Here is a 24,873-nt window from a genome sequence, read left to right as displayed (position 1 = left end):
CTTTCATTGCTGGTTTCATTTCACGATGACGCGGCCGGTCATCCCGTAGTCGCGGTGATCCGGGATCAGGCAGGAATATTCAAACGTTCCGGCCTTGGTGAATTTCCAGACGATCTCCGCACTCTTCTTCGGTGCGAGGCGAACGCCGTTCGGATCGTCATGCTCCATGTGCGGATGCTTCTTCATCACTTCGGCATGCTTCAGATTCTCTTCGGTGGTCGCGAGCAGGAATTCATGATCCTCGGTGCCGGCATTGCGGATCACGAAGCGGATCTGCTCGCCGCGCTTGACCTCGATGCGGAACGGCGTGAACTCCATTTCCTTCATCTCGACCTCAACCGTGCGCGAGGGCTTGCTCGGATCGCCGGGCTCGCCGGCCGAATAGGATTCATGGCCGTGCTTCTCGTGGCCGCGCGATGGCGCGGCGGTGACGGACAGCGCAATCAGCACGATGCCGATGCTGGTGAGTTGCTTCACTGGATTCTCCATTCTGTGTTTGATGCTTGCTGGTCGTCGGATGGCGCTTTGATCCGCTACATCTTCATCCCCTTCATCGATGGCTTGGCTTTTCGCCCGGGCGCCGCCGGCGGCTGGCGCGCGGGCTCGGCGGCGGGCGCCTCGACCTCATAGGCAACCGTGCCCGGCGGATATTTGTACGGTCCGGGATCGGCGTAATCGTCGCGGCCGAGCCCTTCGCGGATCTTCATCACCGTGAACATGCCGCCCATCTCGATCGGCCCGAATTGTCCGGTGCCGGTCATCATCGGCAGCGTGTTGTCGGGCGCGGGCATCTCCATGTTGCCCATCGCCATCCCGGTCGATCCCATCGCCATCGCGTCGGGCGCGAGCTTGCCGACCGCCTTGGCCAGATCCTGGCGCGACACGCCGATGAAATTTCTGACGTCGTGGCCCATCGCGTTCATGGTGTGGTGCGACTTGTGGCAGTGGAACGCCCAGTCGCCCGGATTGTCGGCGAGCATGTCGAACGCCCTGACCGCGCCGACCGGCACGTCGGTCGTGGTCTCCGGATACTGCGCGCTGTCGGGCACCCAGCCGCCGTCGGTGCAGGTCACCGCGAAATTGTGCCCGTGCACATGGATCGGATGGTTGGTCATGGTCAGGTTGCCGATCCGCACGCGGATCCTGTCGCCGAGCCGGATCGGCATCGGATCGATGCCGGGATAGACGCGGCTGTTCCAGGTCCACATGTTGAAGTCGGTCATCTCATTGACCTTCGGCAGATAGGTGCCGGGGTCGATGAGGTAGCTGCTCATGATGAAGACGAAGTCGCGGTCGACGGGCCGGAACGCCGGATCGCGCGGGTGCACGATGAACATGCCCATCATGCCCATCGCCATCTGCACCATCTCGTCGGAATGCGGGTGGTACATGAAGGTCCCGCTGTGCTTCATCTCGAACTCGTAGACGAAGGTCTTGCCCGGCTTGATGTGCGGCTGGTTGAGCCCGCCGACGCCGTCCATGCCTGACGGCACGATCATGCCGTGCCAGTGCACCGTGGTGTGCTCCGGCAGTTTGTTGGTGACGAAGATGCGGACCTTGTCGCCCTCGACCGCCTCGATGGTCGGTCCCGGAGCCTGGCCGTTGTAGCCCCAGAGATTGGCCTTCATGCCGTCGGCGAATTCGCGCACCACGGGCTCGGCGACGAGATGGAATTCCTTCCAGTCGCCGTTCATCCGCCACGGCAGCGACCAGCCATTGAGCGTGACGACCGGCCGGTAGTCCGGCCCGCTGGCGGGATGTAGCGGCGGCTGCATCACCGCCTTGTCCATGGTCGGCGCTTCGGGAATGGCGGCGGCCTGGACGCGGCCGCTGACCGCGCTTGCCGTCACCAGCGCCGCGCTGCCCAGAAATCCTCGTCGTGAAAACATGTGCTGCTCCATTCAATGACCGCCACCGGCCGCGGGCTGCGCGGCCGAGGCGATGGAAGACGGTGTCGATGCTGCGCCGGCCGAGCCGCCGCCGTTGATCGCGGTCTGCAGCTCGGATTGCGCCAGAAGGAAGTCGCGCTTGGCGTCGATCGCCGCGCGCAGCGAGGCGAGCCGCTGCCGCGCTTCGGTGAGCAGCGCGAACACGTCGACCTGCATGCTGGAGAAGCGCAGCTGCATCTCCTCGGTGATGATCTGGCGCAACGGCAGCACCTCGCGCTGGTAATGACGCGCGATGTCGTAGGTCGAGCGGTAGACGCGGTAGGCGTCGCGCGCCTCGGAGCGGATGTTGATCGCCTTCTCGGTCAGGCGGTTCATCGCCTGGCGGTAGGTCTCCGCCGCCTGGCGCACCCTCACCTCGCCGCCGTCGAAGATCGGAATCTGGAACTGGACGTCGAAGCCGCGCTCCCTGAACGGCGGAGCTTCGGGATCGTGGGTGCGCTTGTCGATGCCGGCGACGTCGAGCAGTGTGACGAAGCGCGTCGCCTCGGTGAGATCGAGCGCCTTGGCGAGCGCCACGATTTCCATCCGCGCGATCTGCAGGTCGACGCGATGGCCAACCGCCGCGACCTCGATCGACGGCTGTTCCAATGGCCGCTTCGGCAGCAATGGCAACTTGCCGGGAATCCGGAAGCCGAGATCGCCGTCCCACAATCCGAGCAGGCGCGCCAGCCGCTCGCGCGAACTCGTCGCATTCTGCCGCGCGCTGGCGAGGTCAGCGGTGATCTCGGCGTAGAACACCTGCTCGCGGGCCTGGTCGAGCTTGTTCATGCCGCCGGTCTCGCCGAGCTTTTTCGCGAGCTGCGCGGTGGACTCGGCGGTCGCCTTCGCATCCGTCAGCAGCCCGACCATCTCATTTGCCGCGACGGCCGCGACATGGCTGCGCCGCACCTCGGCGGCAAGCCGCAAGGTGGCGAGCGCGGCCTTGAGCTGCGCCTGGCGGAAGCGCTCGCGCGCGATCTCGGAGCGGGCCGGAAGGGTCGCCAGCGCGAGGATGTCGCCGACGACCTGCCGCTCGACCTCGCTGGCGCCGTTGCCGGTGATGCGCGAGACCGAGAAGGTCGGGTTCGGCGGCAGGCTGTCGGCGACGAGATCGGTCTCCGCCAGCGCCAGCTCGTTATAGGCGGCCTGCAGGCCCTTGTTGTTCAAGAGCGCGACCTGCACGGCGGCATCCGCGGATAGGTTGCGCGCGAGCAGCCGCTGCACCGCGGCGCCGGCGGTCGCGGCCTCGTCCGCGGTGCGAACAAAGGCGACGTCCTTGCCGATCGCCTGCCCGGTGACCTCGGAGACCACGCCCATGCCGCTGTCGGACGAGAACGACGCGCATCCCGCGAGCGCTGACGTCAGCAGCAAAAGCGGCGCGATGGCCAGATGTCGCATGGCGCCCTCCTAGTGTTCTGACTTGGCCGGCGGCGTCACGCCGTCGTTGCGCTCGCGCCAGGGCAGCGGCGTCGCCGGACGCAGGCTGCTGTAGGGCGCGATGGTCGAGCGGTAGCCGACACCGGCCCTGCCCGTCGACGAATCCGCAGGATCGCCCGCGACGGCAACCGGCCGGCCGTCGGCCATGCAGCCGGCGAGCGGCGCGGCGGCGACGATGACGGCGGTCAGCCGCGATAACAGTATGGATTGCGCGCGCCGGCCAAGCCAGTTGGCCGCGGCGGCGAGCTTCGCCCCGAGATGCGAAAACATGGATCTGTCCCGATCATCAAATGAGTCACAGGCATGCGCACGCGAGCGCGCGGCGCAGCCACGATGTCAGCGAGAGATCAGGCGATGGGGGGACGATAGAGCCGCGCCGGAGCCTCGCTCCACAGGCCCCGGGTGGGCTCGGCGAGACGGGTCGCGATCGGGTGCAAGGGACTGGCGACGAAAGGAAGATCGGCCGGCAGCGCCGACACGCACATCAAGGCGCAGCACGGCCCCGGCGCGTTCTTGCCGTCGTGGCTGTGCTTGGCCGGCGGTTCGGCGGCATCGGCGGCGTGGTGCAAATGCGTGCCGCCATGATCGCGCGCGGCAGCATCGGCGTGTGTCACCGGCATCGCGCCATCATGCACATGCGTCATCACAGCCGGCTGCACCTCATCGGTCAGGCACGGAAACGGCGCCCCGAATGCAAGCGCGAAGGACGGCGCGAGCACGCAAAACAGATAGGCCAGGATGATGGAACATCCCGCCCGCAACCGCCCTGATCTCGTCAATCGCACCAGCACCCGCTTCGCATCTCCGACCGCCGCAAGCTAACCGCAAATCAGCTCGCTGCAAACCGCCATCAGCTATATACCCCCTTGGGGTATCATTCAATCCGATTTGAAACTACCAACAGGCGTCATGTTTCCATCACATCCTTGCCTGCTGGCGCGCGGCGCAGGAAGCAACTTCGGGTGCCGACACTCTCGCTTCGATCTTGATGCCCTTCACGCCGGCGAAGATCGCGGGAATCACGATCAGCGTCAGCAGCGTCGACGAGATCATACCGCCGATCATCGGCACCGCGATGCGCTGCATGATCTCCGAGCCGGTGCCGGTGCTCCACATGATCGGCAACAGCCCGGCCATGATGGCGACCACCGTCATCATCTTCGGCCGGACGCGCTCGACCGCGCCCGCGATGATCGCGCGATTGAGGTCGTCACGATCGATCGTGCGTCCCTCCTCAGCGCGATGCGCGGTGATCTCGCCCAGCGCCTGGTTGAGATACATCAGCATCACGACGCCGGTCTCGGCGGCGACGCCGGCGAGCGCGATGAAGCCGACCGCGACCGCAACCGACAGGTTGAAGCCGAGCGCCCACATCAGCCAGAAGCCGCCGACCAGCGCGAACGGCAATGACAGCATCACGATCATCGTCTCCGCCACCGAGCGGAAATTGAGGTAGAGCAGCAGGAAGATGATCGACAGCGTCACCGGCACCACGATCCTGAGCCGCGCCGCGGCGCGTTCGAGATATTCGTACTGCCCGCTCCAGACCACGTAGGTTCCGGGCGGAAACTGCACGCCGGCCTGCACCGCGCGCTGCGCGTCCGCGACATAGCCGCCGAGATCGCGATCGCGGATGTCGACATAGATGTAGGTCGCGAGTTGCCCGTTCTCGGTCCGGATCGTGGTCGGCCCGCGCGCCGGCGCGATGTCGGCGACCTCGCCGAGCGGCACCGCGCCGCCCGCCGGCATCGGCACCAGGATGTCGCTGGCCATCGCACCCGGATTGTCGCGCAAATCGCGCGGATAGCGCATGTTGACGGTGAAGCGCTGGCGTCCCTCGACCGTCGTGGTCACGCTCTGCCCGCCGAGCGCAGTCGCGATGGTGTCCTGCACGTCCTGCACCGCGATGCCGTAGCGCGACAAGGCCTCACGCTTCGGCGTGATCTCGAGATAGTAGCCGCCGAGGCTGCGCTCGGCATAGGCCGACGAGGTGCCGGGCACGCCCCTCACCACCTGCTCGACCTGGCGGGCGAGCTTGTCGATCACGGCAAGATCGGGACCGATTACCTTGACGCCGACCGGCGTCCGGATCCCGGTCGAGAGCATGTCGATGCGCGCCTTGATCGGCATGGTCCAGGCGTTGGAGACACCGGGGAATTGCAGCGCCTTATCCATCTCGGCGATCAGGCGGTCGAGCGTGAGGCCGGCGCGCCATTGCACTTTCGGCTTCAGATTGATGATGGTCTCGAACATCTCCGACGGCGCCGGATCGGTTGCGGTCGCGGCGCGGCCGGCCTTGCCGTAGACCGAAGCGGCCTCCGGAAAGCTGCGGATGATGCGGTCCTGCATCTGCAGCAGCTCGGCCGCCTTGGTCACCGAAATCCCCGGCAGCGTGGTCGGCATATAGAGCAGCGTGCCCTCGTTGAGGTCGGGCATGAACTCGGTGCCGAGCTGCCGCGCCGGCCAGATTGAGACGGCGACGGCGCCGAGCGCCAGCAGGATCACCAGCGTCTTCGCCCGCAACACGCCGTTGATGACCGGACGGTAGATCCAGATCAGGAAACGGTTGATCGGATTTCTGTGCTCGGGGACGATCCTGCCGCGGACGAAGATCACCATCAGCGCCGGCACCAGCGTCACCGACAACAGCGCCGCCGCCGCCATCGCGAACGTCTTGGTGAACGCAAGCGGCGAGAACAGCCGCCCCTCCTGCGATTCCAGCGTGAAGATCGGCATGAAGGACACGGTGATGATCAGCAAGCTGAAGAACAGCGCCGGTCCCACCTCCGCCGCGGCCTCGATCAGGATCGCGACCCGCGACCTGCCGGGCTCGGCGCGCTCCAGGTGCTTGTGCGCGTTCTCGATCATTACGATCGCCGCATCGATCATGGCGCCGATCGCGATCGCGATGCCGCCGAGGCTCATGATGTTGGAGCCGATGCCGAGCAGCTTCATTGCGCCGAACGCCATCAAGACGCCGACCGGCAGCATCAGGATCGCGACCAGCGCGCTGCGGACATGCAGCAGGAACAGGATGCAGACCAGCGCGACCACCGCGCTCTCCTCCAGCAATGTGCGCTTCAACGTGTCGATCGCCGCATAGATCAAATTGGAGCGGTCATAGACCGGCACAATCTCGACCGACTTCGGCAGGCTGGTCGCGATCTCCGTGAAACGCTTCTTGACGTTCTCGATCACATCGAGCGCGTTGACACCGAAGCGCTGCAGCACGATGCCGCTCGCGACCTCGCCCTCGCCGTTCAGTTCGGCGATGCCGCGCCGCTCGTCGGGGCCGAGCTCGACGCGGGCGACGTCGCGCAGCAGCACCGGCGTGCCGCTGTCGGTCTTCAGCACGATGTTGCCGAGATCGTTGATGTCCTTCAGATAGCCCTTGCCGCGGATGACATATTCGAACTCGGAGAGTTCGACGGTGCGGCCGCCGACATCGGCGTTGCTGGCACGAATCGCGTCGCGCATTCGCTGCATGGTGATGCCGCGGTCGCGCATCCGCTGCGGATCGAGGATCACGTTGTACTGCTTGACGAAGCCGCCGACGCTTGCGACCTCGGCCACGCCTTCCGCCCTGGCAAGCGCGAATTTCAGGTTCCAATCCTGGATCGTGCGGGTGTCCGCAAGGTTCAGCTCTTTCGACATCACGGCATACTGGTAGACCCAGCCGACCCCGGTCGCGTCGGGCCCGATGGTCGGTGAGACGCCGGCCGGCAGCCGCGACGCCGCGCCGTTGAGGAATTCGAGCACGCGCGAGCGCGCCCAGTAGATGTCCGTGCCGTCCTCGAAGATGACATAAACAAAGGACACGCCGAAGAACGAGAAGCCGCGCACGACCTTCGACTTCGGCACCGTCAGCATCGCCGTGGTCAGGGGATAGGTGACCTGGTCCTCGATCACCTGCGGCGCCTGGCCGGGATATTCGGTGTAGACGATGACCTGGGTGTCGGAGAGATCGGGGATCGCATCGAGCGGCAGATGCAGCAGCGCGTAAAGGCCCGCGGCTGCCGCAAAGCCGGTGCCGAACAGCACCAGCAGCAGGTTGCGCGCCGACCAGGCGATGACACGGGCAATCATCGCCGGTCCCCCGTCCTGTCGCCCTCGCCCGCCTGCGCAGCACCGGCCTCGGCGAAGCCCTTGATCGCCGCCTTCAGGTTGCTTTCGGCATCGATCAGAAACGTCGCTGATGTCACGACCGCATCGCCCTCGGCGATGCCGTCGCGGATTTCGACATAGCCGTCGCCGCGCCGCCCGAGCTTGACCTCGCGCGGCTCGAACCGCCCGTTGCCGCGGTCGATCAGCACGGTCTGGCGGCTCCCGGTATCGAGGATGGAGTTCTCCGCCACCGCGAGCACCGGCGCCGGGCTGCCGGTGTCGATCTCCGCGTCGACATACATGTCCGGCAGCAGTGCGAGGTCGGCATTCTGCAATTCGATCCGCACCCGCGCGGTGCGCGTCTCCTTGTTGACCTGCGGATAGATCACGCTGATCCGGCCGACGAAACTGCGGCCCGGATAGCTGCGCGCCCGCACGGACACGTTCTGCCCGACCACGATATTGCCGAGATCGCGCTCGGCAACGTCGACCAATGCCCACACGACAGAGACGTCGGCAATCCGAAACAGCACGTCGCCGGGCTGCGCGCGCATGCCCTCGATGGCGGCGCGCTGCAGCACGATGCCGTCACGCGGCGACAGCCACTGGATCGCGATCGGAACCGTCCGGCTCTTCTCCATCTCGGCGATGACGGGTTCGGGAACGTCGAGATTGGTCAGCCGCTGCTTGGAGCCGCGCCCGTAGGGCTCGATGTTCGCAGTCGCCTTCGACGTGATGGTCGCGACATATTCGGCCGCAGCGGACGATATTGCCGGGCTGTAGATCTCCATCAACGGCTGGCCCTTCGTCACGCGGCTGCCGGTCGTGACGTCGGCGACTTTCTGCACATAGCTCTCGGCGCGCATCGCGATGACGGAGACGCGCCGTTCGTCGAGCTGGATCGTGCCGGGTGCGCGGACCAGCGTACGGATGCGGCGCATCTGCGCGGGCTCGGACTTGACGCCGCTGCGCTGGATCCTGCCGGGCGACAGCGTGATCGAACCGTCGTCGCTGTCATCGCCGTTATAGACGGCGATGTAATCCATTCCCATGGAATCCTTCTTCGGCACCGGCGAGGTGTCGGGAAGTCCCATGGGATTGCGATAATATTTGACCTTGCGCTCGCCTTTCGCGGCGGGCGCGCTCGCGTCTGCCGATTGCCCGGCCCCGCCCTCGTCATCGGCAAACACCGGCAGATAGTCGCGCCCGTCAGGCGTCTTCTTCGGTGTCGCCGAATAGAGCGACTTGCCGTCGGGATCGCGGTAGTAGATCGGCGCAGCAGTCTCCGCCGCCCGCGCGACGGAGACGACCGCAGCGGTTGCCGGCCGCGGCGGCAGGTCGCGGCCGATCCATGCGGCGCCTGCCGCTGCCGTGATCGCAGCGGCAGCGCCGGCCCATGTTAAGGCGCCCATTGCTCGGCGGCTCATTGCTCGGCCGTGACGACGAGCTTGTTCTCGACCGCGCCGGTCTCGCCCTGCACCTTGGCGCCGAGCGACAATTGCCAGCGGCCGGCCATGCCGAAGGTCGCCTTGAACCGGTAGGTGCCGGGTTCGGTGCCCGGCATCGGCGTCACCTTGGTGGCCATCTCCTGCATGCCGTCGGGCGCCATGTCGAGCCGGGTCGAGAAGATGACCGCGTCGGGCACGGCTTTCCCGCTCGTCTTGTCGACCAGCCGCACTGTGACGATGCGATCGGCACCCGCCTTGACGGTCGGCTGCACGAGCTGGAATTCGTAGTTCTTGATCTCGGCGTGGGCAGACATGCCCGTCACGGCAACGCCGATCAGCGCGGCGGCGGTGGCGCGCGCCAGGTGGAAAGACTTCATCGTGATAATCCTCGATACGTCTGATGAGCCGCGTGAGCGGCATGCAAAGGCACGCGCGCCATTGGCGCACGCGTCAGCGATCAGGCGCTGGCGCGCCCGTCAGACGGTGGTTCGAGGCGGATGGTCGGGAGGTTTGGCGCCAAGGCCGTCGAGCAGACGGTCGTCATGGGCGGCGATCCGGCTGCGCAACGGATCGCGCTCGATCAGCGACATGGCGCCGGCGGGCACCGGCAGCGAAACGCTCAACATGCAGAGCGCGAGGAACGGACAGTCGTCGCAGCCCTTGCTCTTGCCCTGGTCCGGACAGCACGGCATGTCGTCGGCCAGCGCCTGCTCGGACATCGCCTGTCCAGACATGGCGTGATCGTCCGGCATCGCCTGCATCGCAGCGGCCGAGGCATCCGGCATCATCCGGGCAAATGCCGGCGCCACGGGCGCGAGCAACAGCCCGGCTGCGACGAGCAGCAGAATCCAGAGATTGGCGAGCCGCCTCAGATGCATGCCCGCTTCTCGCACGGATCAGTGCACGGCGCAAATCCGTCCGGCTTCACGATCGCGCCAGCACCCGGGGGAGGCTCTCACTCGCCCCTAGGTCTGCTTCAATACCGCCGGATCGACCGGCATCTTGCGCAGCCGCTTGCCGGTCGCCGCGAAGATCGCGTTGCTGATCGCCGGCACGATGCCCGAGGTTCCGGTCTCGCCCATGCCGCCCGGCGGCTCAGTGCTCGGCACGATATGGACCTCGATCGCCGGCGCCTGATCGATGCGCAGCATCTGGTAGCTGTCGAAATTGCTCTGCTCGACGCGGCCGTCCTTGAGCGTGATCTCGCCGTAGAGCGCCGCCGTGACGCCGAAATTGATGCCACTCTGGAGCTGCGCCTGCACCGTGTCGGGATTGACCACGGTGCCGCAATCCATCGCACAGACGACGCGGTGGACACGGACCGAGCCGTCCTTGGCGACCTCGACCTCGGCGACCTGCGCGAGGTAGCTGCCGAACACGAATTGCAGCGACACGCCGCGTCCGCGCCCGGCCGGCAGCTTGCCGCCCCAGCCGGCCTTGGCCGCCGCGAGCTCGAGCGCCGCCTTGGCGCGCGGCGACTTGCCGAGCAGCCCGCGGCGGTAGTCCACCGGATCCTGCTTCGCCGCCGCCGCCAGCTCGTCGATCACGCTTTCGGTGACGAACACGTTGTGCGAGGGCCCGACGCTGCGCCAGAACGCGGTCGGAATACCCGGCGGTTCGACCCGGACATATTCGACATGGAAGTTCGGAATGTCGTAGACGAGATCGATCGCGCCCTCGGTCGTGTCGGGATCGAGCCCGTTGCGGAACGCCGGCGGCGCCCATCGCGCCAGCACCGACGAGCCGGCGAAGCGGTTGTTCCAGGCAACCGGCTTGCCAGATGCATCGAGGCCGACCGCAATCCGGTCGCACCAGTAGGGCCGGTACATGTCGTGCTGGATGTCCTCCTCGCGGGTCCACACCACCTTGACCGGCGTATCGACCTGCTTGGCGATCTGCACGGCGCGAATGACACCATCGACCTCGAGCCTGCGGCCGAAGCCGCCGCCGAGCAGATGATTGTGCACCACCACCTTCTCCGGCGGCATGTTCAGCACCTTTGCGGCTACCGCCTGGGCACGAGAGAGCGCCTGGCTGCCGACCCAGATCTCGCAACCGTCGGAACGCACATGCACGGTGCAGTTCATCGGCTCCATCGTCGCATGGGCGAGGAATGGCAGTTGATAGGTCGCCTCGACTTTCGTCGCTGCGCCCGCCATCGCCTTGTCGGCGTCGCCGATATTTTGCGCGACCGTGCCCGGCTTGGTGCTGGCGGCTTCGAGCTCGCGCGCGATATCCGATGTGGCGAGCTTGGCGTGAGGGCCCTCGTCCCACTCGATCGTGAGCGCCGCCAGACCTTTCTTCGCCGCCCCCATGTGGTCGGCCACCACCGCGACTGCGTCGTCGAGCGTCACGATCTGGCGCACGCCCTTGACGGCTTTTGCCGCCGCATCGTCGACGCGCTTCACCCGCCCGCCGAACACCGGCGACTGCGCCAGCGTCGCGACCTTCACCCCGGGCGGCCTTGCGTCGATGCCGTAGACCGCCGTGCCGTTGATCTTGGAGGGCGTATCGAGCCGCTTGGCCGGCGTGCCGATCAGCTTGAACTCGGCCGGGCTCTTCAGCGTGACATTCTCCGGCACCGGCATCTGCGCCGCGTCAGTCGCGAGTTCACCGTAACCCAGCTTGCGTCCAGAGGCCGCGTGATGCACCTCGCCGTTCTCGGCGCGGCATGTCCCAGGCTCGACGTTCCAGCGCTTCGCCGCGGCCGCGACCAGCATCGCTTTCGCGGTGGCGCCGGCTTTGCGCATCGGCTGCCAGGCGCCGCGCATTGCGTTCGAATTGCCGGTGGCCTGCACGCCGAGCAGCGGGTTGGCGTAGAGCTTGTCGCTCGGCGGCGCGTGTTCGAGCCGGACCTGCGTCAGGCCGATCTCGAGCTCCTCGGCGATCAGCATCGGGATCGAGGTGTAGGTGCCCTGCCCCATCTCGACATAGGGCATGGTCAGCACGACCTTGCCGTCGGCGCCGATCCGGACGAAGGCATTCGGCGCGAAGCCGTCGGAGGCCGCCGCCTCGCTCTCGCGGCTCGCGAACGGCAGGCTCACGCTGAGCAGCAGACCGCCGCCCGCGATCGCGCCGGCGCGGAGGAAGTTGCGCCGCGACAGGTCGGCAGCGCGCTCGGACAGATTGTCGATCAGCGTCATGGCTCAACCTCCCGACTGCGCGGCTTGCTTGATGGCTTCGCGAATGCGCACGTACGTACCGCAGCGACAGATATTGCCCGACATCGCTTCATCGATATCGGCATCGGTCGGCTTCGGCTTGCCCGCGAGCAGCGCGGAGGCCGACATGATCTGCCCCGACTGGCAGTAGCCGCATTGCGGCACCTCATGCGCGAGCCAGGCGTCCTGGATCTTCTTGCCCGCCGGCGTCATGCCGACCGCCTCGATGGTCGTGATCCTGGAGTCGCCGATGCTGTCGATGGTCGTGATGCAGGAGCGCACCGCGGTATCGTCGAGATGCACCGTGCAGGCGCCGCACAGCGCCATGCCGCAGCCGAACTTGGTGCCGGTCATGCCCAGCACGTCGCGCAACACCCAGAGCAGCGGCGTGTCGCCGTCGGCATCGACCGAATGACTGGTCCCATTGATCGTGATCTGGAAGGGCATCGTGACACTCCTGTCTGGTTCAGGCTCCGGCGGGATTGCGTCCCTCCGGGCGAAATCGGCAGCATTTCGAAGCAATCGGACGGATCATCGCGCTGATTGCTCACTTATGGTAATAAATATAGTTCAGGCACCCCATAAGTAGCGCCTTGATGCGCAGTGAAACAACCATTGGTTTATAATCATGGATCGACTGACCAGCATGTCCGTGTTTGCCCGCGTCGCCGATCTCGGCTCCTTCACCGCGGCGGCCAAGGAGTTGCGGATGTCGCCGACCATGATCGGCAAGCATATCCGCTTTCTCGAGGACCGGCTCGGCTCGCAATTGATCAACCGGTCGACCCGGCGGCAGGGCCTCACCGAGCTCGGCCGCAGCTATCTCGATCACTGCAAGCAATTGCTTGAACAGGCCGAGGCCGGCGATGCGCTGGTCGAGGAGGCCCTGAGCGCGCCGCGCGGCAAGCTCCGCATCGCGACCTCGGTCGCCTTCGGGTCGTACAGCCTGGCGCCTGCACTGGTCCGCTTCATGAAGAAATATCCGGAAGTCTCGGTCGACCTCATCCTCAGCGACAGGATGGTCGATCTGCTCGAGGAAGGGCTGGATGCGGCGATCCGGGTCGGCACGCTGACCGACTCCACCATGATGTCGCGCTCGCTGTCGCCCTATACCGGCGTGGTTTGCGCAGCGCCGAGCTATCTCGCCGAACGCGGCACGCCGACCCATCCGGCAGATCTCGCCCGCCATGAATGCCTACGCTACCCCGGCTGGTCGGACGGGCAACGATGGACCTTCTCCGGGCCGGAGGGCGAAGTGCATGTCGATGTCGCGAGCCGCCTCTTCATCAACAGCGCGTTCGGCATCCGTTACGCGGCGCTGGCGGGCGCCGGCATCGTGCTGATGCGCGACGAGCTGCTGGCCGAGGATATCGCCGCGGGACGGCTGCAGGTCCTGCTGCCGGACTACGCGACGCAGAGCCGCGCGCGCCAGATCTTGTGGCCGAAGCATCGCAAGATGACGCCGAAGCTGCGCGCGCTGATCGACTTCATCGTGGAGACCTACGGCTGAGACAGATCGCCGCGGCCAAACCGCTCAACGCGACTGGCCAAGGTTGTAACGTCGCGACGGAGCGCGTAGGATGAGAATGTGCAATGAGGCCGTCGCGCCGACGCCGGGCGGCTTTCGTTCAAGTGAGGCGCGACATGCTGCCTGCCGAGGTTTGGACGCGCCTTCCCATCTCGAGAATTGAAGATCTGAGCGACGCCGTTCGCGGCGCGGGCCTTGACGCGACCTAGATGTCCAGCGGTCATCTCTCGGGCAGTCTCGTCTTTTCGAGCTCGGACGGCATCGAGTGCGGCAGCGGATTGATCGACGGAGGACAGTGCCGCGCCCACCGGATCGATCGGTGGACGTAACCGAATTTAAGCAGGAGATACACCGATGCTTGACTTGAAGCGTACTACGATGCTTGCAGCGTCCATCCTCACCGCCTCGATCATTGCGGCGATGCCGGTTGAATCCGCGTCTGCAACGCTGCTCGGCGCGATGCCGATCGGTAATCACGTCGCGCAATCATCCGACGTCGTTGCAGTCCGCGCGGCCGGCCGCCGTGGCGGCGCAGCGGTCGGTCCCCGCGGAGGTGCCGTCGTTCACCGTGGTGGCGCAGCCGTTGGGCCGCGCGGTGGCGCCTATCGCGGCCGCACCGCCGTCGTCGGGCCCCGCGGCAACGTCGCGGTTCGCGGCCGGACGGTGGTGGGAGGCGGCGGATGGGCGCGTCCGGGCCGGTATTACTGGCCAAGGGGCGGCGCAATCGCGGCCGGCGCAGCCATCGGGGTCGTGACGGCGGCAACGGCCGCGGCGTGGGCCGGTGCTGCGCCGGCGCCCGGCATGTGCTGGTACTATACCGATCCGTCTCGCACGCAAGGATTCTGGGACTACTGCCAGTAATCGCCGCAGCGGGCGAGCCGATGCGAAGCCAGTGATGTCTCGCGCCTGCCCTGGCGGAGGCACCACTGGTGTTTCTCGCTACTTCGTGCTTGCGATGATCAGAAGATTATTGAGTACGGGCGTGCAGCAAAACGCCGCCACGATCGCGATATTGTAGGGGTTGTTGCTGCGCCAAAGCAGCCACATCATGAAATAAGTCAAGCCGAGCTTCGGGATAAGCCACCAGGGGCCGAGCCATGTCTGAGCGACATGCATGAACGGGTTCAACTCGCCGAGGCCGAGATTCAGGATCGTGTTGGTGGTGTAGAGATCGGCGATGCCGAGAAGCAGCACGGACAGCACGAGGAGCGTCTTGGCGAGGTAACGTGGCCCCAGAATAATCTCGTAAGCAAATGCGGCGCCCCCCGGGACGTTTCGCTTGAACCACGACTGCGCGGCGTCATTGGTCGCGAAAATCTTCAGATGTTCCGGCTCGCCAACGGGCTTGCTTGTGTCGGTATAGACCCAGACTTTCATTCGATTGCTCAAACAACTCTTTTCAAATCATAAAAAGTATCATCTGCCGAGATGGTCATCTCGGGAGACCAAGGTAGCTCTGCCGTCGCCGTAAGGATGATTCCGGAGAGTGGCGTTGCGTTGGCCTCGAGGTGCCGCTTCAGGGCGGTTCAATCGTTGCGGCGCTTCAGGTCCAAGCGTCCGATGCGTTCATCAATCAGTCGATTTAGTTTCTCGTCCCGCCGTGAATTCTTCCTAAACAGCCCGCCATGCAGCCGATAGGCAAGAAGGAGCAGGACAATAGCAGTGCCCCCGAGATAGTAGGACCAGTCCATTCTTGAACCGCGCCTGGTTGCTGCAATGGGCGAAGCTTAGGGCGAGCCTGTCCTACTTGTCCAACGCTATCCTGTGCGCCGCACCTGTCCGTGCCCGAATGGATTGGCCTGATTTATGCTTGGAAATGGCCACATGCGGAGGACGCGCGATGAGGCGGGACCTTTTGGTTATTTGCGGCGGAATGCTGGCCACGGGCGCCATCGCCTGGATCCTGTTGGGCAACCCGACGAGCGGGCCACATATGCACGGGCTCCAGACGATGTCGGCAGATCAAGACTTGAGACTCGTCTCCCAGCGAAGTCCATATATGCGAGACGAGCGCTAGGGCCGTCCCTGGCGGGAGCCCCGCGAAAATTCAATCACTGAGCTGCCCGGCGGCGCAAGCCCGCCCGGCAACAATATTCGCTTTTTCAGAATACCGCCCTGCGCGGCTGTCGATTCGAATGCGTCCAGTCAGTGAGACTGAGCGTAGGGTGCAGCATTCATCAGCAGCCCCCCAAAAAGCAGGACCAGATAGAGCATCGAAAACACGAACAAGCGACGAGCAGGCCGCCTTTCCTTGTCGTCGCTCCGGCGCAACTGCCATGCGAGAAAAATCATGATCGCTCCCAGCGTCGCCGCGGCCGCGCCGTAGCCGGCGCCCGCGAACCCCAGTACACAAGGCAGCAGTGAGATCGGAACCAAGAGCATGCAATAGAGAAGAATCTGGCGCTTTGTTTCTGTCTTGCCAGCCACGACCGGCAACATCGGCACACCGGCACGGGCATATTCTCCAGCAAGATTGAGCGACAGTGCCCAGAAGTGGGGTGGCGTCCAAAGGAAGATGATCAGAAACAGGATGAGCGGCTCGAGCCCGACATGTCCCGTGACCGCAGCCCAGCCAATCACCGGAGGGAGCGCGCCGGCGGCACCGCCAATGACGATATTCTGCGGCGTTCGGCGTTTGAGCCACATCGTGTAGACGACGACGTAGAAGAAGATTGTGAAAGCAAGCAGCGCAGCAGCGGCCATGTTCAGCAAGGTGCCGAGGGCCAGGACCGCGCACGTGCCGAGCATCAATCCGAAGACCAATGCTTCCGGGCGCGATATGCGGCCGCTGGGAATTGGACGGATGGCGGTGCGCGCCATCACCGCATCGATGTCGGCGTCGTACCACATATTGAGCGCAGCTGCGGCGCCAGCTCCCGCGGCTATGCAAAGAAGAGCGGCGAACCCGGTGAAGGGATCGATGCCGCCTGGTGCGACCATGAGACCGACCAGTGCGGTAAAGACGACCAGCGACATCACGCGCGGTTTCGTCAGTGCGACGTAGTCTCCGATGTTGGCATAGCTCCGGCGAAGAATTGAACGATTGATTTGCACGAGACTAATTCCTCGTCGGTTCGAAAAAACCATCGGCCAAAGGCCTGCATCGCAGGGTTCCGGACGATCTGGCGAGTCCTCCGCCTTCAGGACGCCTTGCCTTGTCCAGCATGACCCACGCGGTCATGGCCGTCCCATTCTTAGCTTGCTGACGCGAAGAACATGACCCGAAGCAGGTGCGTATAGTCGGATTCGAACATCATGATCCCGACAAAAACCAGCACCAGCACCGGCGGCAACAGGATGGCGTAGGCCAACGCCAACCGCTCCCAGGCCATGTGCATGAATACAGCGACGATCAGGCCGGCCTTCAGCACCATGAACAGCAGGATCAGCGACCATCGCAGGTGGCCGTGGATACCAAAATAGTCGACGAGATAGGAGCAAGTGCTGAGCACGAACAACCATCCCCAGACCACGAGATAGAGCTTGATCGGGTGCTGCTGGCCCTCTGCATGCGCGGCGCCCGATGCCACCGCACCATGCACATAGCTGTGTAGCGCATGCTGTGCTGCCTGCCCTTCCACATGTACCGCTGCTTCTGTCATGCGCGACCTCACCAGAGATAAAAGAAGGCAAAGATGAACACCCAGACCAGATCGACGAAATGCCAGTACAGGCCCATGATTTCGACGATCTCGTAGTAGCCCTTGCGGCTCGTGAAAAAGCCGCGCCGCTCGACGTCGAAGTCTCCCCGCCAAACCTTTCGCGCGATGGCGATCAGGAAGATCACACCGATGGTCACGTGGGTGCCGTGGAAGCCGGTGATCATGAAGAAGGAAGCGCCAAATTGCGGTGCGCCCCACGGGTTGCCCCAGGGCCGCACGCCCTCCATGATCAGCTTGGTCCATTCGAAAGCCTGCATTCCGACGAACGTCGCGCCGAATGCCGCGGTGGCCAGCATCAAGGCGGCCGTTTTGACGCGATCCCGGCGGTAACCGAAGTTGACGGCCATCGCCATCGTCCCGCTGCTGCTGATCAGGATGAAGGTCATGATCGCGATCAGGATGAGCGGGATGTGCTGACCGCCGATATTGAGCGCGAATACTTCGCTGGGGTTGGGCCACGGCACGGTCGTCGACATTCGCGCCGTCATGTACGACAGCAGGAAGCAGCTGAAGATGAAGGTGTCGCTCAGAAGGAAGATCCACATCATGGCCTTCCCCCAGGACACGTTCTTGAACGCGCGCTGGTCCGAGGCCCAGTCGGCGGCGATGCCGCGCAATCCGGGTATCGTTCCGGGCAGCGCCTTGGGGGTTGCGAATGTGGTTTCGGTCATCGCTTCCTGCCCTCGCTAGGTGAGCAACTGGCGACAGATGTCGACGAAATTGTCGGTCCAGCCCGTCAGCAGGCCGAGCAGGACCAGCCAGACCAACAACAGGAAATGCCAGTAGATGGTACAAAGCTCGACGCTCAGGCGCATCTGCGTCATCGGCGCGCCGCGCCACAGTTTTACGGTCGCCCTGCCGAGCGCCACCAGGCCGCCGGTCACGTGCAGCCCGTGGAGCGCGGTGATCAGATAGAAAAAGGAATTGGCCGGATTCGACGCCATGACATAGCCGGCGACATTGAGCTGCTGCCACACCACGAGCTGCCCGATCAGGAACATCACGGCCGATGCACCGCCGACCAAGAGGCCCGCGATCAGGCCCTCATGGTCGTCGCGGCGCGCGGCCATCAGCGCCCATTGCAGCGCCACGCTGCTGATGACGAGGACGCCGGTGTTGAACCAGACTAACTTCGGCAGCGGCAACTCGCGCCAGTCCACCATGGTGGTGCGCATCGAGTAGGCGCTGATCAGGAGCGCGAACAGCGAGCCGACCACCGCGAGAAAAACACCGAGGCCGATTTTCGCCGCCGGCACCGAAGAGCCGAGATCGCCGCGAAGATCCACGGCAATGCCCTGCTCCAGCCACGGCTTGGCGGCCAGCCGTTGCTGCGAGAGCCACCATCCCGCGATCGCTGCAATCGTAGCAATGAACAGGACGATGGCACTCACGGATGGGCTCCCTGGGCCAGCACCTTGGCCGGCGGTTCATTCTGCGGGATGAAGTCCCTCGCGGAACCGGGCACGCTGTAATCGTAAGCCCAGCGATAGACGACGGGGAGCTCCTTGCCCCAGTTGCCGTGCCCCGGCGGGGTCTCCGGCGTCTGCCATTCCAGCGAGGTGGCACCCCAGGGATTGCCGCCCGCCTCTCTTCCCTTGAACAGGCTCCAGACCAGATTGAACAGGAAGACGAGCTGGGCGAACCCGACAATCAGCGCCGCCACGCTCATGAACGCATTGAGGTCATGGGCGGAGGCCGGGACGAACGAGGTCTCGCCGATGTCGTGATAGCGACGCGGCATCCCGAGCAGGCCAAGATAATGCATCGGGAAGAACACCGCATAGGCTCCGATGAACGTCACCCAGAAGTGGAAGCGTCCGAGCGCGTCATTGAGCATCCGCCCGGTGACTTTCGGATACCAATGATAGATCCCGCCGAACACGGCCATGATCGGCGCAATCCCCATCACCATGTGGAAGTGCGCGACGACGAACATCGTATCCGACAGTGGAACGTCGACGACAACGTTGCCGAGGAACAGCCCCGTCAGGCCGCCATTGACGAAGGTGACGATGAAGCCGAGCGCAAACAGCATCGGCACCGTGAGATGGATGTCACCGCGCCAAAGCGTCAGCACCCAGTTGTAGACCTTGATCGCGGTCGGGATCGCGATGATGAGCGTCGTGGTGGCGAAGAAGAACCCGAAATACGGGTGCATGCCGCTGACATACATGTGGTGCGCCCACACAACGAAGCTCAGCGCCCCGATCGCCACGATCGCCCAGACCATCATGCGATAGCCGAAGATGTTCTTGCGCGCGTGCGTACTGATCAGATCCGAGATGATGCCGAACGCCGGTAGCGCGACGATGTAGACCTCGGGATGGCCGAAGAACCAGAACAAATGCTGGAACAGGATCGGGCTGCCGCCGCCATACTTGGTCAGCTGGCCCATCTCGACCAGTGTCGGCATGAAGAAGCTGGTTCCAAGGAGGCGGTCCAGCAGCAGCATCACCGAGGCCACGAACAGTGCCGGGAACGCCAGCAGCGCCATCACGGTGGCGGTGAAGATGCCCCACACCGTCAAGGGCATGCGCATCAAGGTCATGCCGCGGGTGCGGGCCTGCAATACTGTTACCACGTAATTGAGCCCGCCCATCGTGAAGCCGATGATGAACAGGATCAGCGAGGCCAGCATGAGAACGATGCCCCAGTCCTGCCCGGGGGTACCGGAGAGAATCGCCTGGGGTGGATAAAGCGTCCAACCGGCGCCGGTCGGCCCGCCCGGCACGAAGAACGTCGCGGCCAGCACCAGCACCGCGAGCAGGTAGACCCAATAGCTCAGCATGTTCACGTAGGGGAAGACCATGTCCCGCGCGCCAACCATCAGCGGGATGAGGTAGTTGCCGAAGCCGCCAAGGAACAACGCCGTGAGCAGGTAGATCACCATGATCATGCCGTGCATGGTGATGAACTGAAGGTACTGGTTGGCATCGATAAAGGAGAACGTGCCGGGAAACCCCAGTTGCAGCCGCATCATCCACGACAGCACCAGCGCAACCATTCCGATCGACATCGCCGTGATCGAGTACTGGACGGCGATCACCTTGGCGTCTTGCGAAAAGACGTACCTCGTCCACCAGCTGTGCGGATGATAGAGCTCGACCTCACCTACTTCGGCGGGCGGGATGCCTGCGACCTCATCAAACGGGATATCGACCATCGGAATACCCTCCTTGGTCTTCCGCTCAGCGACGAGTTCACTTCATATCCGGCCGAACATCCGGCCGATCCTCGTCGGCATGTTCATTCGCTGCCAGTCTTGTACGCGGCCTTCGCGACGTTGCGCTGGCCGGACAAGGCGGCGAACGTGTGCTGCTTGTCCAGCCACGCGTGATATTCCTTCTCTTCTTCCACGACGACCTTGCTGCGCATCTGTGCGTGCGCGGCACCGCAAAGCTCCGCGCAGAGGACGTCGAAGGTTCCGGTCCGGGTCGGCGTGAGCCAGTAGTAGGTCACCGAGCCAGGGATCATATCCATCTTCGCCCGGAACTCGGGCACGTAGAAATCATGCAGGACGTCGATCGAGCGGAGCAGCACCTTCACCGGCTTCCCGACCGGCAGATGCAGATCCTCGTTTTGCACGACGATGTCGTCCTGCCCGTTCGGATCATTGGGATTCAACCCGAGTGGATTGTCGGAGCTGATCAGGCGCGCATCTGAGGTGCCGAGCCGGCCGTCCTTTCCCGGAAGCCGATAACTCCACATCCACTGTTGTCCGACGACCTCGACGTCGGTCGCGTCGGCGGGAACGGTGACGAACTGGTGCCAGACGATGAGGCCCGGCGCCAGCATGGCGACGACGCCGATCGCGGTGCCGATGCTGAGCCACCATTCGAGCTTCTTGTTCTCGGGATTGTAGTGGGCGCGCCGTCCCTCGGTGTGGTGAAAGCGCAGGACGCAATAGGCCATGAACACGATCACCGCGCAGAACACCGCTCCGGTGATCCAGAATGTCAGGTTGATCGTGTGGTCGATATAGCTCCAGTTCGAGGCAATCGGGGTCCACCACCAGGGGCTGTAGAGGTGGAACAGCACCGAGGCGACGGCAACCAGGAGCAGTAAAATCGCTACAGCCATCCCTCATTCCTCCTTGCCATTGAAGGCTGCGGAGACGAACGAAAGGGCGGAGCTCACGTCAGAGGGATGGTCTCACGTTCACCATCACCGTGGCTTTTGCCTCGCCCATTCTGCCGGTCGCGATGCTGGGACATGACAAAAACTCAACGTCACGGCCGCAACCTCATCGGAGCTGGGGGCGTCAAGCATCAACATGGTACCCATCGAGCCAGACGTCAATAGAGGAGTAATGCCCGCCGCTGTCCGGCGCGTGTTGGCAGGAATGCATTGGATGCCGCGAACACTGATCGGCCCTCCCCAATCGCATGGTGCATCGCAAGACCTCGTTTGTGCATCTGCACAATTCTCCCGACCGCATTCGCCACCTTGCTTCTGCCGCGCATCGGACTAGTTTTACTTGACCGGTTGCGACAGACGTCGTCCGGCAAGCTCCTTCTGGTTGAATCTGATTTGCCGGACTCAGTCGCGATTTTCGCGCATGAGGCGGATGTGCGTGCGTTGATGGCGCTCCGTTCCCCTGCGGCCACAAGCAAGGAGACCGGAACCATGACCACGGTGTTCGCACGACCCAAGCTGCAATTGTTTGGCGTCTCTACCGCCTTCGTCGTTCGCAAGATCAGCCTTTCCGACCTGGGCGACGCGTTGCGCCTCGGCTGGGAAGACTTCAAGGCCATCCCGACCCACGCAATCGTCCTGTGCGTGATGTATCCCGTGCTCGGACTTGTCCTGTTCAGACTTGTGCTTGGCTATTCGGTGCTGCCGCTGCTGTTTCCGCTCGCCGCCGGCTTCGCCCTGATCGGTCCTTTCGCCGGCCTCGGCCTTTACGAACTGAGCCGACGGCGCGAACGCGGAGAGGAGCCAGGAGCCTGGGATGCGATGCAGGTGCTGCGCGCGCCGTCGTTCGGCGCCATGTTCGAACTTGGCGTTCTTCTGTTCGTTCTGTTCGGGGTCTGGATCGCCACCGCGGACGCGATCTACATCATGACGTTCGGTTATGCGCCGGCTGCGAGCATCCCTGATTTCGCAAAGCGCGTGTTGACGACGCCCGAAGGCTGGTCGCTCATCATCGTCGGATGCGGCGTCGGCTTCCTTTTCGCCTTGGTTGCCCTGTGCGTCAGCGTCGTCTCCTTTCCACTGATGCTCGACCGTCATGCGACCGCGATCGATGCGATCCGCACCTCGATACGGGCCGTGATGATGAATCCAATTGAGATGGCCGCGTGGGGATTGATCGTTGCGGTATTGCTGGCCGTGGGCTCACTGCCATTCTTCGTCGGTCTCTGCGTCGTTCTGCCGGTGCTTGGTCATGCGACCTGGCATCTTTACAGGAAGGTGGTCGAGCCTGACCGGAATCCTCCGCAAGAAGAGCCCCGCCCGCCGATCGGTCACCGCTACGCGGCCGATTTCCCGGCCTCCCTCTTCCCGTGGAGCCGTGAGCGCTAAGCGTTTTCGCGCGAAGCGGCTACCGGTTCGCGTGAAGAAAACGCGTCAAAACAAGAACCGGCGCGAGCTTGATCGCTCCCGCGGCAAGCGGACGTAATTTATTGTCGCGCCGCGGCCTGGCCGGCGACGAACCCCGACATTCCGCGAACCATTGCGCGATGTTGGAACGACGAGGTCCGCTCCCAACTTCCGCTGCGGACTTTCGCCGGGACGACGAAGGTGGATGTCGGCCGTGTCACACTATCGATGTCGTCCTGGCGAAAGCCAGGACCCATTACCCCAAGCGGCATTTGTTGCGCGACGCCGGGGCCGCGATCCCGTTCACAATCGAATTTGGTGGTTATAGGTCCTGGCTTTCGCCAGGACGACGACCGTATTTGCAGCGACGGCGCAATCCACACCGCCACATCCCCTTACCTCATCAGCGCCTCGACCTCCTTGCGGAACGCCTGGCGCGAGCCGTCGCGGGAGTAGAACATGTGGCCGCCGGGATAGACCGCGAGCCTGGTGCGGCTCGGGCCCGCGAAGGCCGGCAACTGATCGAGGATGATCTTCGAGGCGAAGTACGGCGTGGCGAGATCGAACAGGCCGTGGCCGACCAGGAGTTTCAGGTTGGGGTCGAGCGCCAGCGCCTGGCGAAGCTGCGTCACCGACTCCGCCGGACTGATGCCGTGACCGAACTCCCAGGCCTTGTTCACGCTTTCGCTGAGCAGATGATAGGAGCCGTCCGGCCGCCAGTTCAGCTTGCGCGTGGTGAGGTCGACGGCGGCGCTGGTCAAAGGCGCCATCAGCGGATCGCCGGACGGATCGTTGAAGCGGAAATAGCTGGAATCCGGATAGGGATCGAAGCCCTCGATGGAGGCGTCGTAGCGGCCGGTCACCTTGCCGCTCTTGCGATCGAACTCGCGGCGGAATTCGCCGATGTCGAAGCGGCCGGCCAGCCTGCGGCTCACCACCTGATCGATCCCGGTCAGGCTTGCGACCTTGTCGGCGAGCCGCGTGGTGGCCTCGGTGTCGGCCTGCCCCTTGACGAGGTCGAGCAGGAAATCGCCGCGCGCGTAGCTCTCGACGTCGGCGAGATCCTCGCGCGTCACCGGGCCCTTTGCCTGTCGCGCGACCGCCGCCATGGTCGGCAGGCTTGCGACATATTGCAGGAGGCTGGAGCCGGTATATTCGCGGAAATCGAGCACCGGCGAGATCAGCACCAGGCCGCGGACGCCGACGCCCTGCTGCATCTGCAAATTGCGCACCACCTTGGGCCCGCGAATGCCGCCATAGCTTTCGCCGACGAGATATTTCGGCGAGGTCAGCCGGTCGTATTTCTCCAGCCAGCGGCGGATCACCAGCGCGACCGAATTGGCGTCGCCGTCGACGGTGAAGAAGCGCTTGCGCGCCTCCTCCGAGGTGGTGACAAAGCGGCTGTAGCCGGTGCCGACAGGGTCGATGAAGACGAGATCGGTGAAATCGAGCCAGGTATCGGCATTGGCCTGCAGCTCGGGCGCGGCCGAGGACACCGCGCCGTCGAACGGCAGCCGCCACGGCCCGACATTGCCCAATTGCAGCCAGGCCGACGCGGAGCCCGGACCGCCGTTGAACAGGAAGGTCACCGGCCGGTTCGCCTTCTCGGCGCCGTCGAGCTGGTAGGACGTATAAGCGATGTCGGCCAGCGGCTCGCCCTTGTCGTCGAACACGCGGATCGAACCCGCGGTCGCGCTGAAGTTAAGGGTACGGTTCGGCAGCGCGACCGATTGCTTGGTCGTGGAGTCCGGCGGCAGGCGGTGCTGCTCGGCTGCAGGGGCATTGGCAGCAGTGCCGGCGCCGGAGCCGGCCTCGCCGCCGCGTCCTGCCCGCCCTTTCTGGCCGCTCGGGTTCTGACCACCTGGGTTCTGGCCGCTTGGGGCCTGCGCGCTCGGCGACGGCGATGGCTGCGGGACGTCATCGTCGGCTCGCGCCGCGGTCGCAAGGCAGGCCACCAGCAACGCCGCGGCGAACCGTGTCGCAAGACTGTTAGCCATATCGTTCACTCCCTGCGCCCCAATTTACGCAATCCAGCAACAAACTGCGCTAGTTTGGCGGCGCCGG

Annotated in this window: 23 protein-coding genes; 3 read left to right on the top strand and 20 right to left on the bottom strand. The window is 64.4% G+C overall.

The genetic code is table 11. The features are described 5' to 3' along the window. Positions 1-15: 15 nt before the first annotated feature. The 11 genes from ACVIYL_RS28190 to ACVIYL_RS28140 all read right to left on the bottom strand — a co-directional run bounded on the left by ACVIYL_RS28190 (position 16) and on the right by ACVIYL_RS28140 (position 12,525). A complete protein-coding gene (locus ACVIYL_RS28190) occupies positions 16-489 on the bottom strand; it encodes a cupredoxin domain-containing protein (protein ID WP_253608070.1) in 474 nt (157 codons plus the stop codon). A gap of 44 nt (positions 490-533) precedes the next feature. Next, positions 534-1,889, bottom strand: coding sequence for a multicopper oxidase family protein (locus ACVIYL_RS28185; RefSeq protein WP_253608069.1), 1,356 nt, complete (start codon positions 1,887-1,889; stop codon positions 534-536). A 12-nt stretch (positions 1,890-1,901) separates the two neighbouring features. Beyond that, on the bottom strand, positions 1,902-3,326 hold the full coding sequence (locus ACVIYL_RS28180; protein WP_456780346.1) for a TolC family protein: 1,425 nt from the start codon (positions 3,324-3,326) through the stop codon (positions 1,902-1,904). Between the two features lie 9 nt (positions 3,327-3,335). Beyond that, positions 3,336-3,635, bottom strand: coding sequence for a hypothetical protein (locus ACVIYL_RS28175; RefSeq protein ID WP_456780345.1), 300 nt, complete (start codon positions 3,633-3,635; stop codon positions 3,336-3,338). A 77-nt stretch (positions 3,636-3,712) separates the two neighbouring features. Continuing rightward, on the bottom strand, positions 3,713-4,156 hold the full coding sequence (locus ACVIYL_RS28170; RefSeq protein WP_456780344.1) for a hypothetical protein: 444 nt from the start codon (positions 4,154-4,156) through the stop codon (positions 3,713-3,715). 127 nt (positions 4,157-4,283) lie between these two features. Next, on the bottom strand, positions 4,284-7,451 hold the full coding sequence (locus ACVIYL_RS28165) for an efflux RND transporter permease subunit (protein WP_456780343.1): 3,168 nt from the start codon (positions 7,449-7,451) through the stop codon (positions 4,284-4,286). Continuing rightward, positions 7,448-8,881 carry an efflux RND transporter periplasmic adaptor subunit gene (locus ACVIYL_RS28160; RefSeq protein ID WP_456780342.1) on the bottom strand — a complete coding sequence of 478 codons (1,434 nt, stop codon included), beginning with the start codon at positions 8,879-8,881 and terminating at the stop codon, positions 7,448-7,450. The genes ACVIYL_RS28165 and ACVIYL_RS28160 overlap by 4 nt, the downstream gene beginning before the upstream one ends. 11 nt (positions 8,882-8,892) lie before the next feature. Next, complete coding sequence (locus ACVIYL_RS28155; protein WP_168856722.1) at positions 8,893-9,294, bottom strand: FixH family protein; 402 nt, start codon at positions 9,292-9,294, stop codon at positions 8,893-8,895. A 99-nt stretch (positions 9,295-9,393) separates the two neighbouring features. Then, positions 9,394-9,795: a hypothetical protein gene (locus ACVIYL_RS28150; RefSeq protein ID WP_168856723.1), complete on the bottom strand. Its 402-nt coding sequence runs from the start codon at positions 9,793-9,795 to the stop codon at positions 9,394-9,396. Between the two features lie 87 nt (positions 9,796-9,882). Continuing rightward, complete coding sequence (locus ACVIYL_RS28145; protein WP_456780341.1) at positions 9,883-12,060, bottom strand: molybdopterin cofactor-binding domain-containing protein; 2,178 nt, start codon at positions 12,058-12,060, stop codon at positions 9,883-9,885. A 3-nt stretch (positions 12,061-12,063) separates the two neighbouring features. After that, positions 12,064-12,525, bottom strand: coding sequence for a (2Fe-2S)-binding protein (locus tag ACVIYL_RS28140; RefSeq protein WP_057019645.1), 462 nt, complete (start codon positions 12,523-12,525; stop codon positions 12,064-12,066). A gap of 181 nt (positions 12,526-12,706) precedes the next feature. On the opposite strand from ACVIYL_RS28140, the gene ACVIYL_RS28135 reads away from it, so the two are divergent. Further along, the gene (locus ACVIYL_RS28135) at positions 12,707-13,588 is read left to right on the top strand and encodes a LysR substrate-binding domain-containing protein (protein WP_253608062.1); all 882 of its coding nucleotides are present in this window, start codon (positions 12,707-12,709) and stop codon (positions 13,586-13,588) included. A gap of 372 nt (positions 13,589-13,960) precedes the next feature. After that, positions 13,961-14,467: a hypothetical protein gene (locus tag ACVIYL_RS28130; RefSeq protein WP_456780340.1), complete on the top strand. Its 507-nt coding sequence runs from the start codon at positions 13,961-13,963 to the stop codon at positions 14,465-14,467. 78 nt (positions 14,468-14,545) lie between these two features. On the opposite strand, the gene ACVIYL_RS28125 is transcribed toward ACVIYL_RS28130, so the two are convergent. From ACVIYL_RS28125 to ACVIYL_RS28090, 8 genes are all read right to left on the bottom strand, one after another. Then, positions 14,546-14,983, bottom strand: a complete 438-nt coding sequence (locus tag ACVIYL_RS28125; protein WP_225160229.1) for a DUF5658 family protein — start codon at positions 14,981-14,983, stop codon at positions 14,546-14,548. A 149-nt stretch (positions 14,984-15,132) separates the two neighbouring features. Next, the gene (locus ACVIYL_RS28120; RefSeq protein ID WP_168856726.1) at positions 15,133-15,297 is read right to left on the bottom strand and encodes a hypothetical protein; all 165 of its coding nucleotides are present in this window, start codon (positions 15,295-15,297) and stop codon (positions 15,133-15,135) included. 454 nt (positions 15,298-15,751) lie between these two features. Continuing rightward, positions 15,752-16,660 carry a heme o synthase gene (locus tag ACVIYL_RS28115; protein WP_456780339.1) on the bottom strand — a complete coding sequence of 303 codons (909 nt, stop codon included), beginning with the start codon at positions 16,658-16,660 and terminating at the stop codon, positions 15,752-15,754. Between the two features lie 140 nt (positions 16,661-16,800). Continuing rightward, the gene (locus tag ACVIYL_RS28110; protein WP_050384760.1) at positions 16,801-17,208 is read right to left on the bottom strand and encodes a cytochrome C oxidase subunit IV family protein; all 408 of its coding nucleotides are present in this window, start codon (positions 17,206-17,208) and stop codon (positions 16,801-16,803) included. Positions 17,209-17,216: 8 nt separating this feature from the next. Further along, the gene (locus tag ACVIYL_RS28105) at positions 17,217-17,939 is read right to left on the bottom strand and encodes a heme-copper oxidase subunit III family protein (RefSeq protein ID WP_438072362.1); all 723 of its coding nucleotides are present in this window, start codon (positions 17,937-17,939) and stop codon (positions 17,217-17,219) included. A gap of 15 nt (positions 17,940-17,954) precedes the next feature. Then, positions 17,955-18,659: a cytochrome c oxidase subunit 3 gene (locus tag ACVIYL_RS28100; protein WP_456780338.1), complete on the bottom strand. Its 705-nt coding sequence runs from the start codon at positions 18,657-18,659 to the stop codon at positions 17,955-17,957. Further along, the gene (gene ctaD / locus ACVIYL_RS28095; protein WP_229159874.1) at positions 18,656-20,431 is read right to left on the bottom strand and encodes a cytochrome c oxidase subunit I; all 1,776 of its coding nucleotides are present in this window, start codon (positions 20,429-20,431) and stop codon (positions 18,656-18,658) included. Before ctaD ends, ACVIYL_RS28100 begins: the two co-directional genes overlap by 4 nt. Positions 20,432-20,514: 83 nt before the next feature. Next, entirely contained in the window at positions 20,515-21,348 is an 834-nt protein-coding gene (locus ACVIYL_RS28090) for a cytochrome c oxidase subunit II (protein WP_076831602.1), read from the bottom strand. A 546-nt stretch (positions 21,349-21,894) separates the two neighbouring features. On the opposite strand from ACVIYL_RS28090, the gene ACVIYL_RS28085 reads away from it, so the two are divergent. After that, a complete protein-coding gene (locus tag ACVIYL_RS28085) occupies positions 21,895-22,791 on the top strand; it encodes a DUF2189 domain-containing protein (RefSeq protein WP_026192934.1) in 897 nt (298 codons plus the stop codon). 413 nt (positions 22,792-23,204) lie between these two features. Here ACVIYL_RS28085 and ACVIYL_RS28080 read toward each other — a convergent pair whose 3' ends face one another. Beyond that, positions 23,205-24,806, bottom strand: coding sequence for a S10 family peptidase (locus tag ACVIYL_RS28080; protein WP_456780337.1), 1,602 nt, complete (start codon positions 24,804-24,806; stop codon positions 23,205-23,207). Between the last annotated feature and the right edge of the window lie 67 nt (positions 24,807-24,873).

Source organism: Bradyrhizobium sp. USDA 3315 (assembly GCF_054056795.1).
This window is presented reverse-complemented; position numbering and strand designations above follow the sequence as displayed.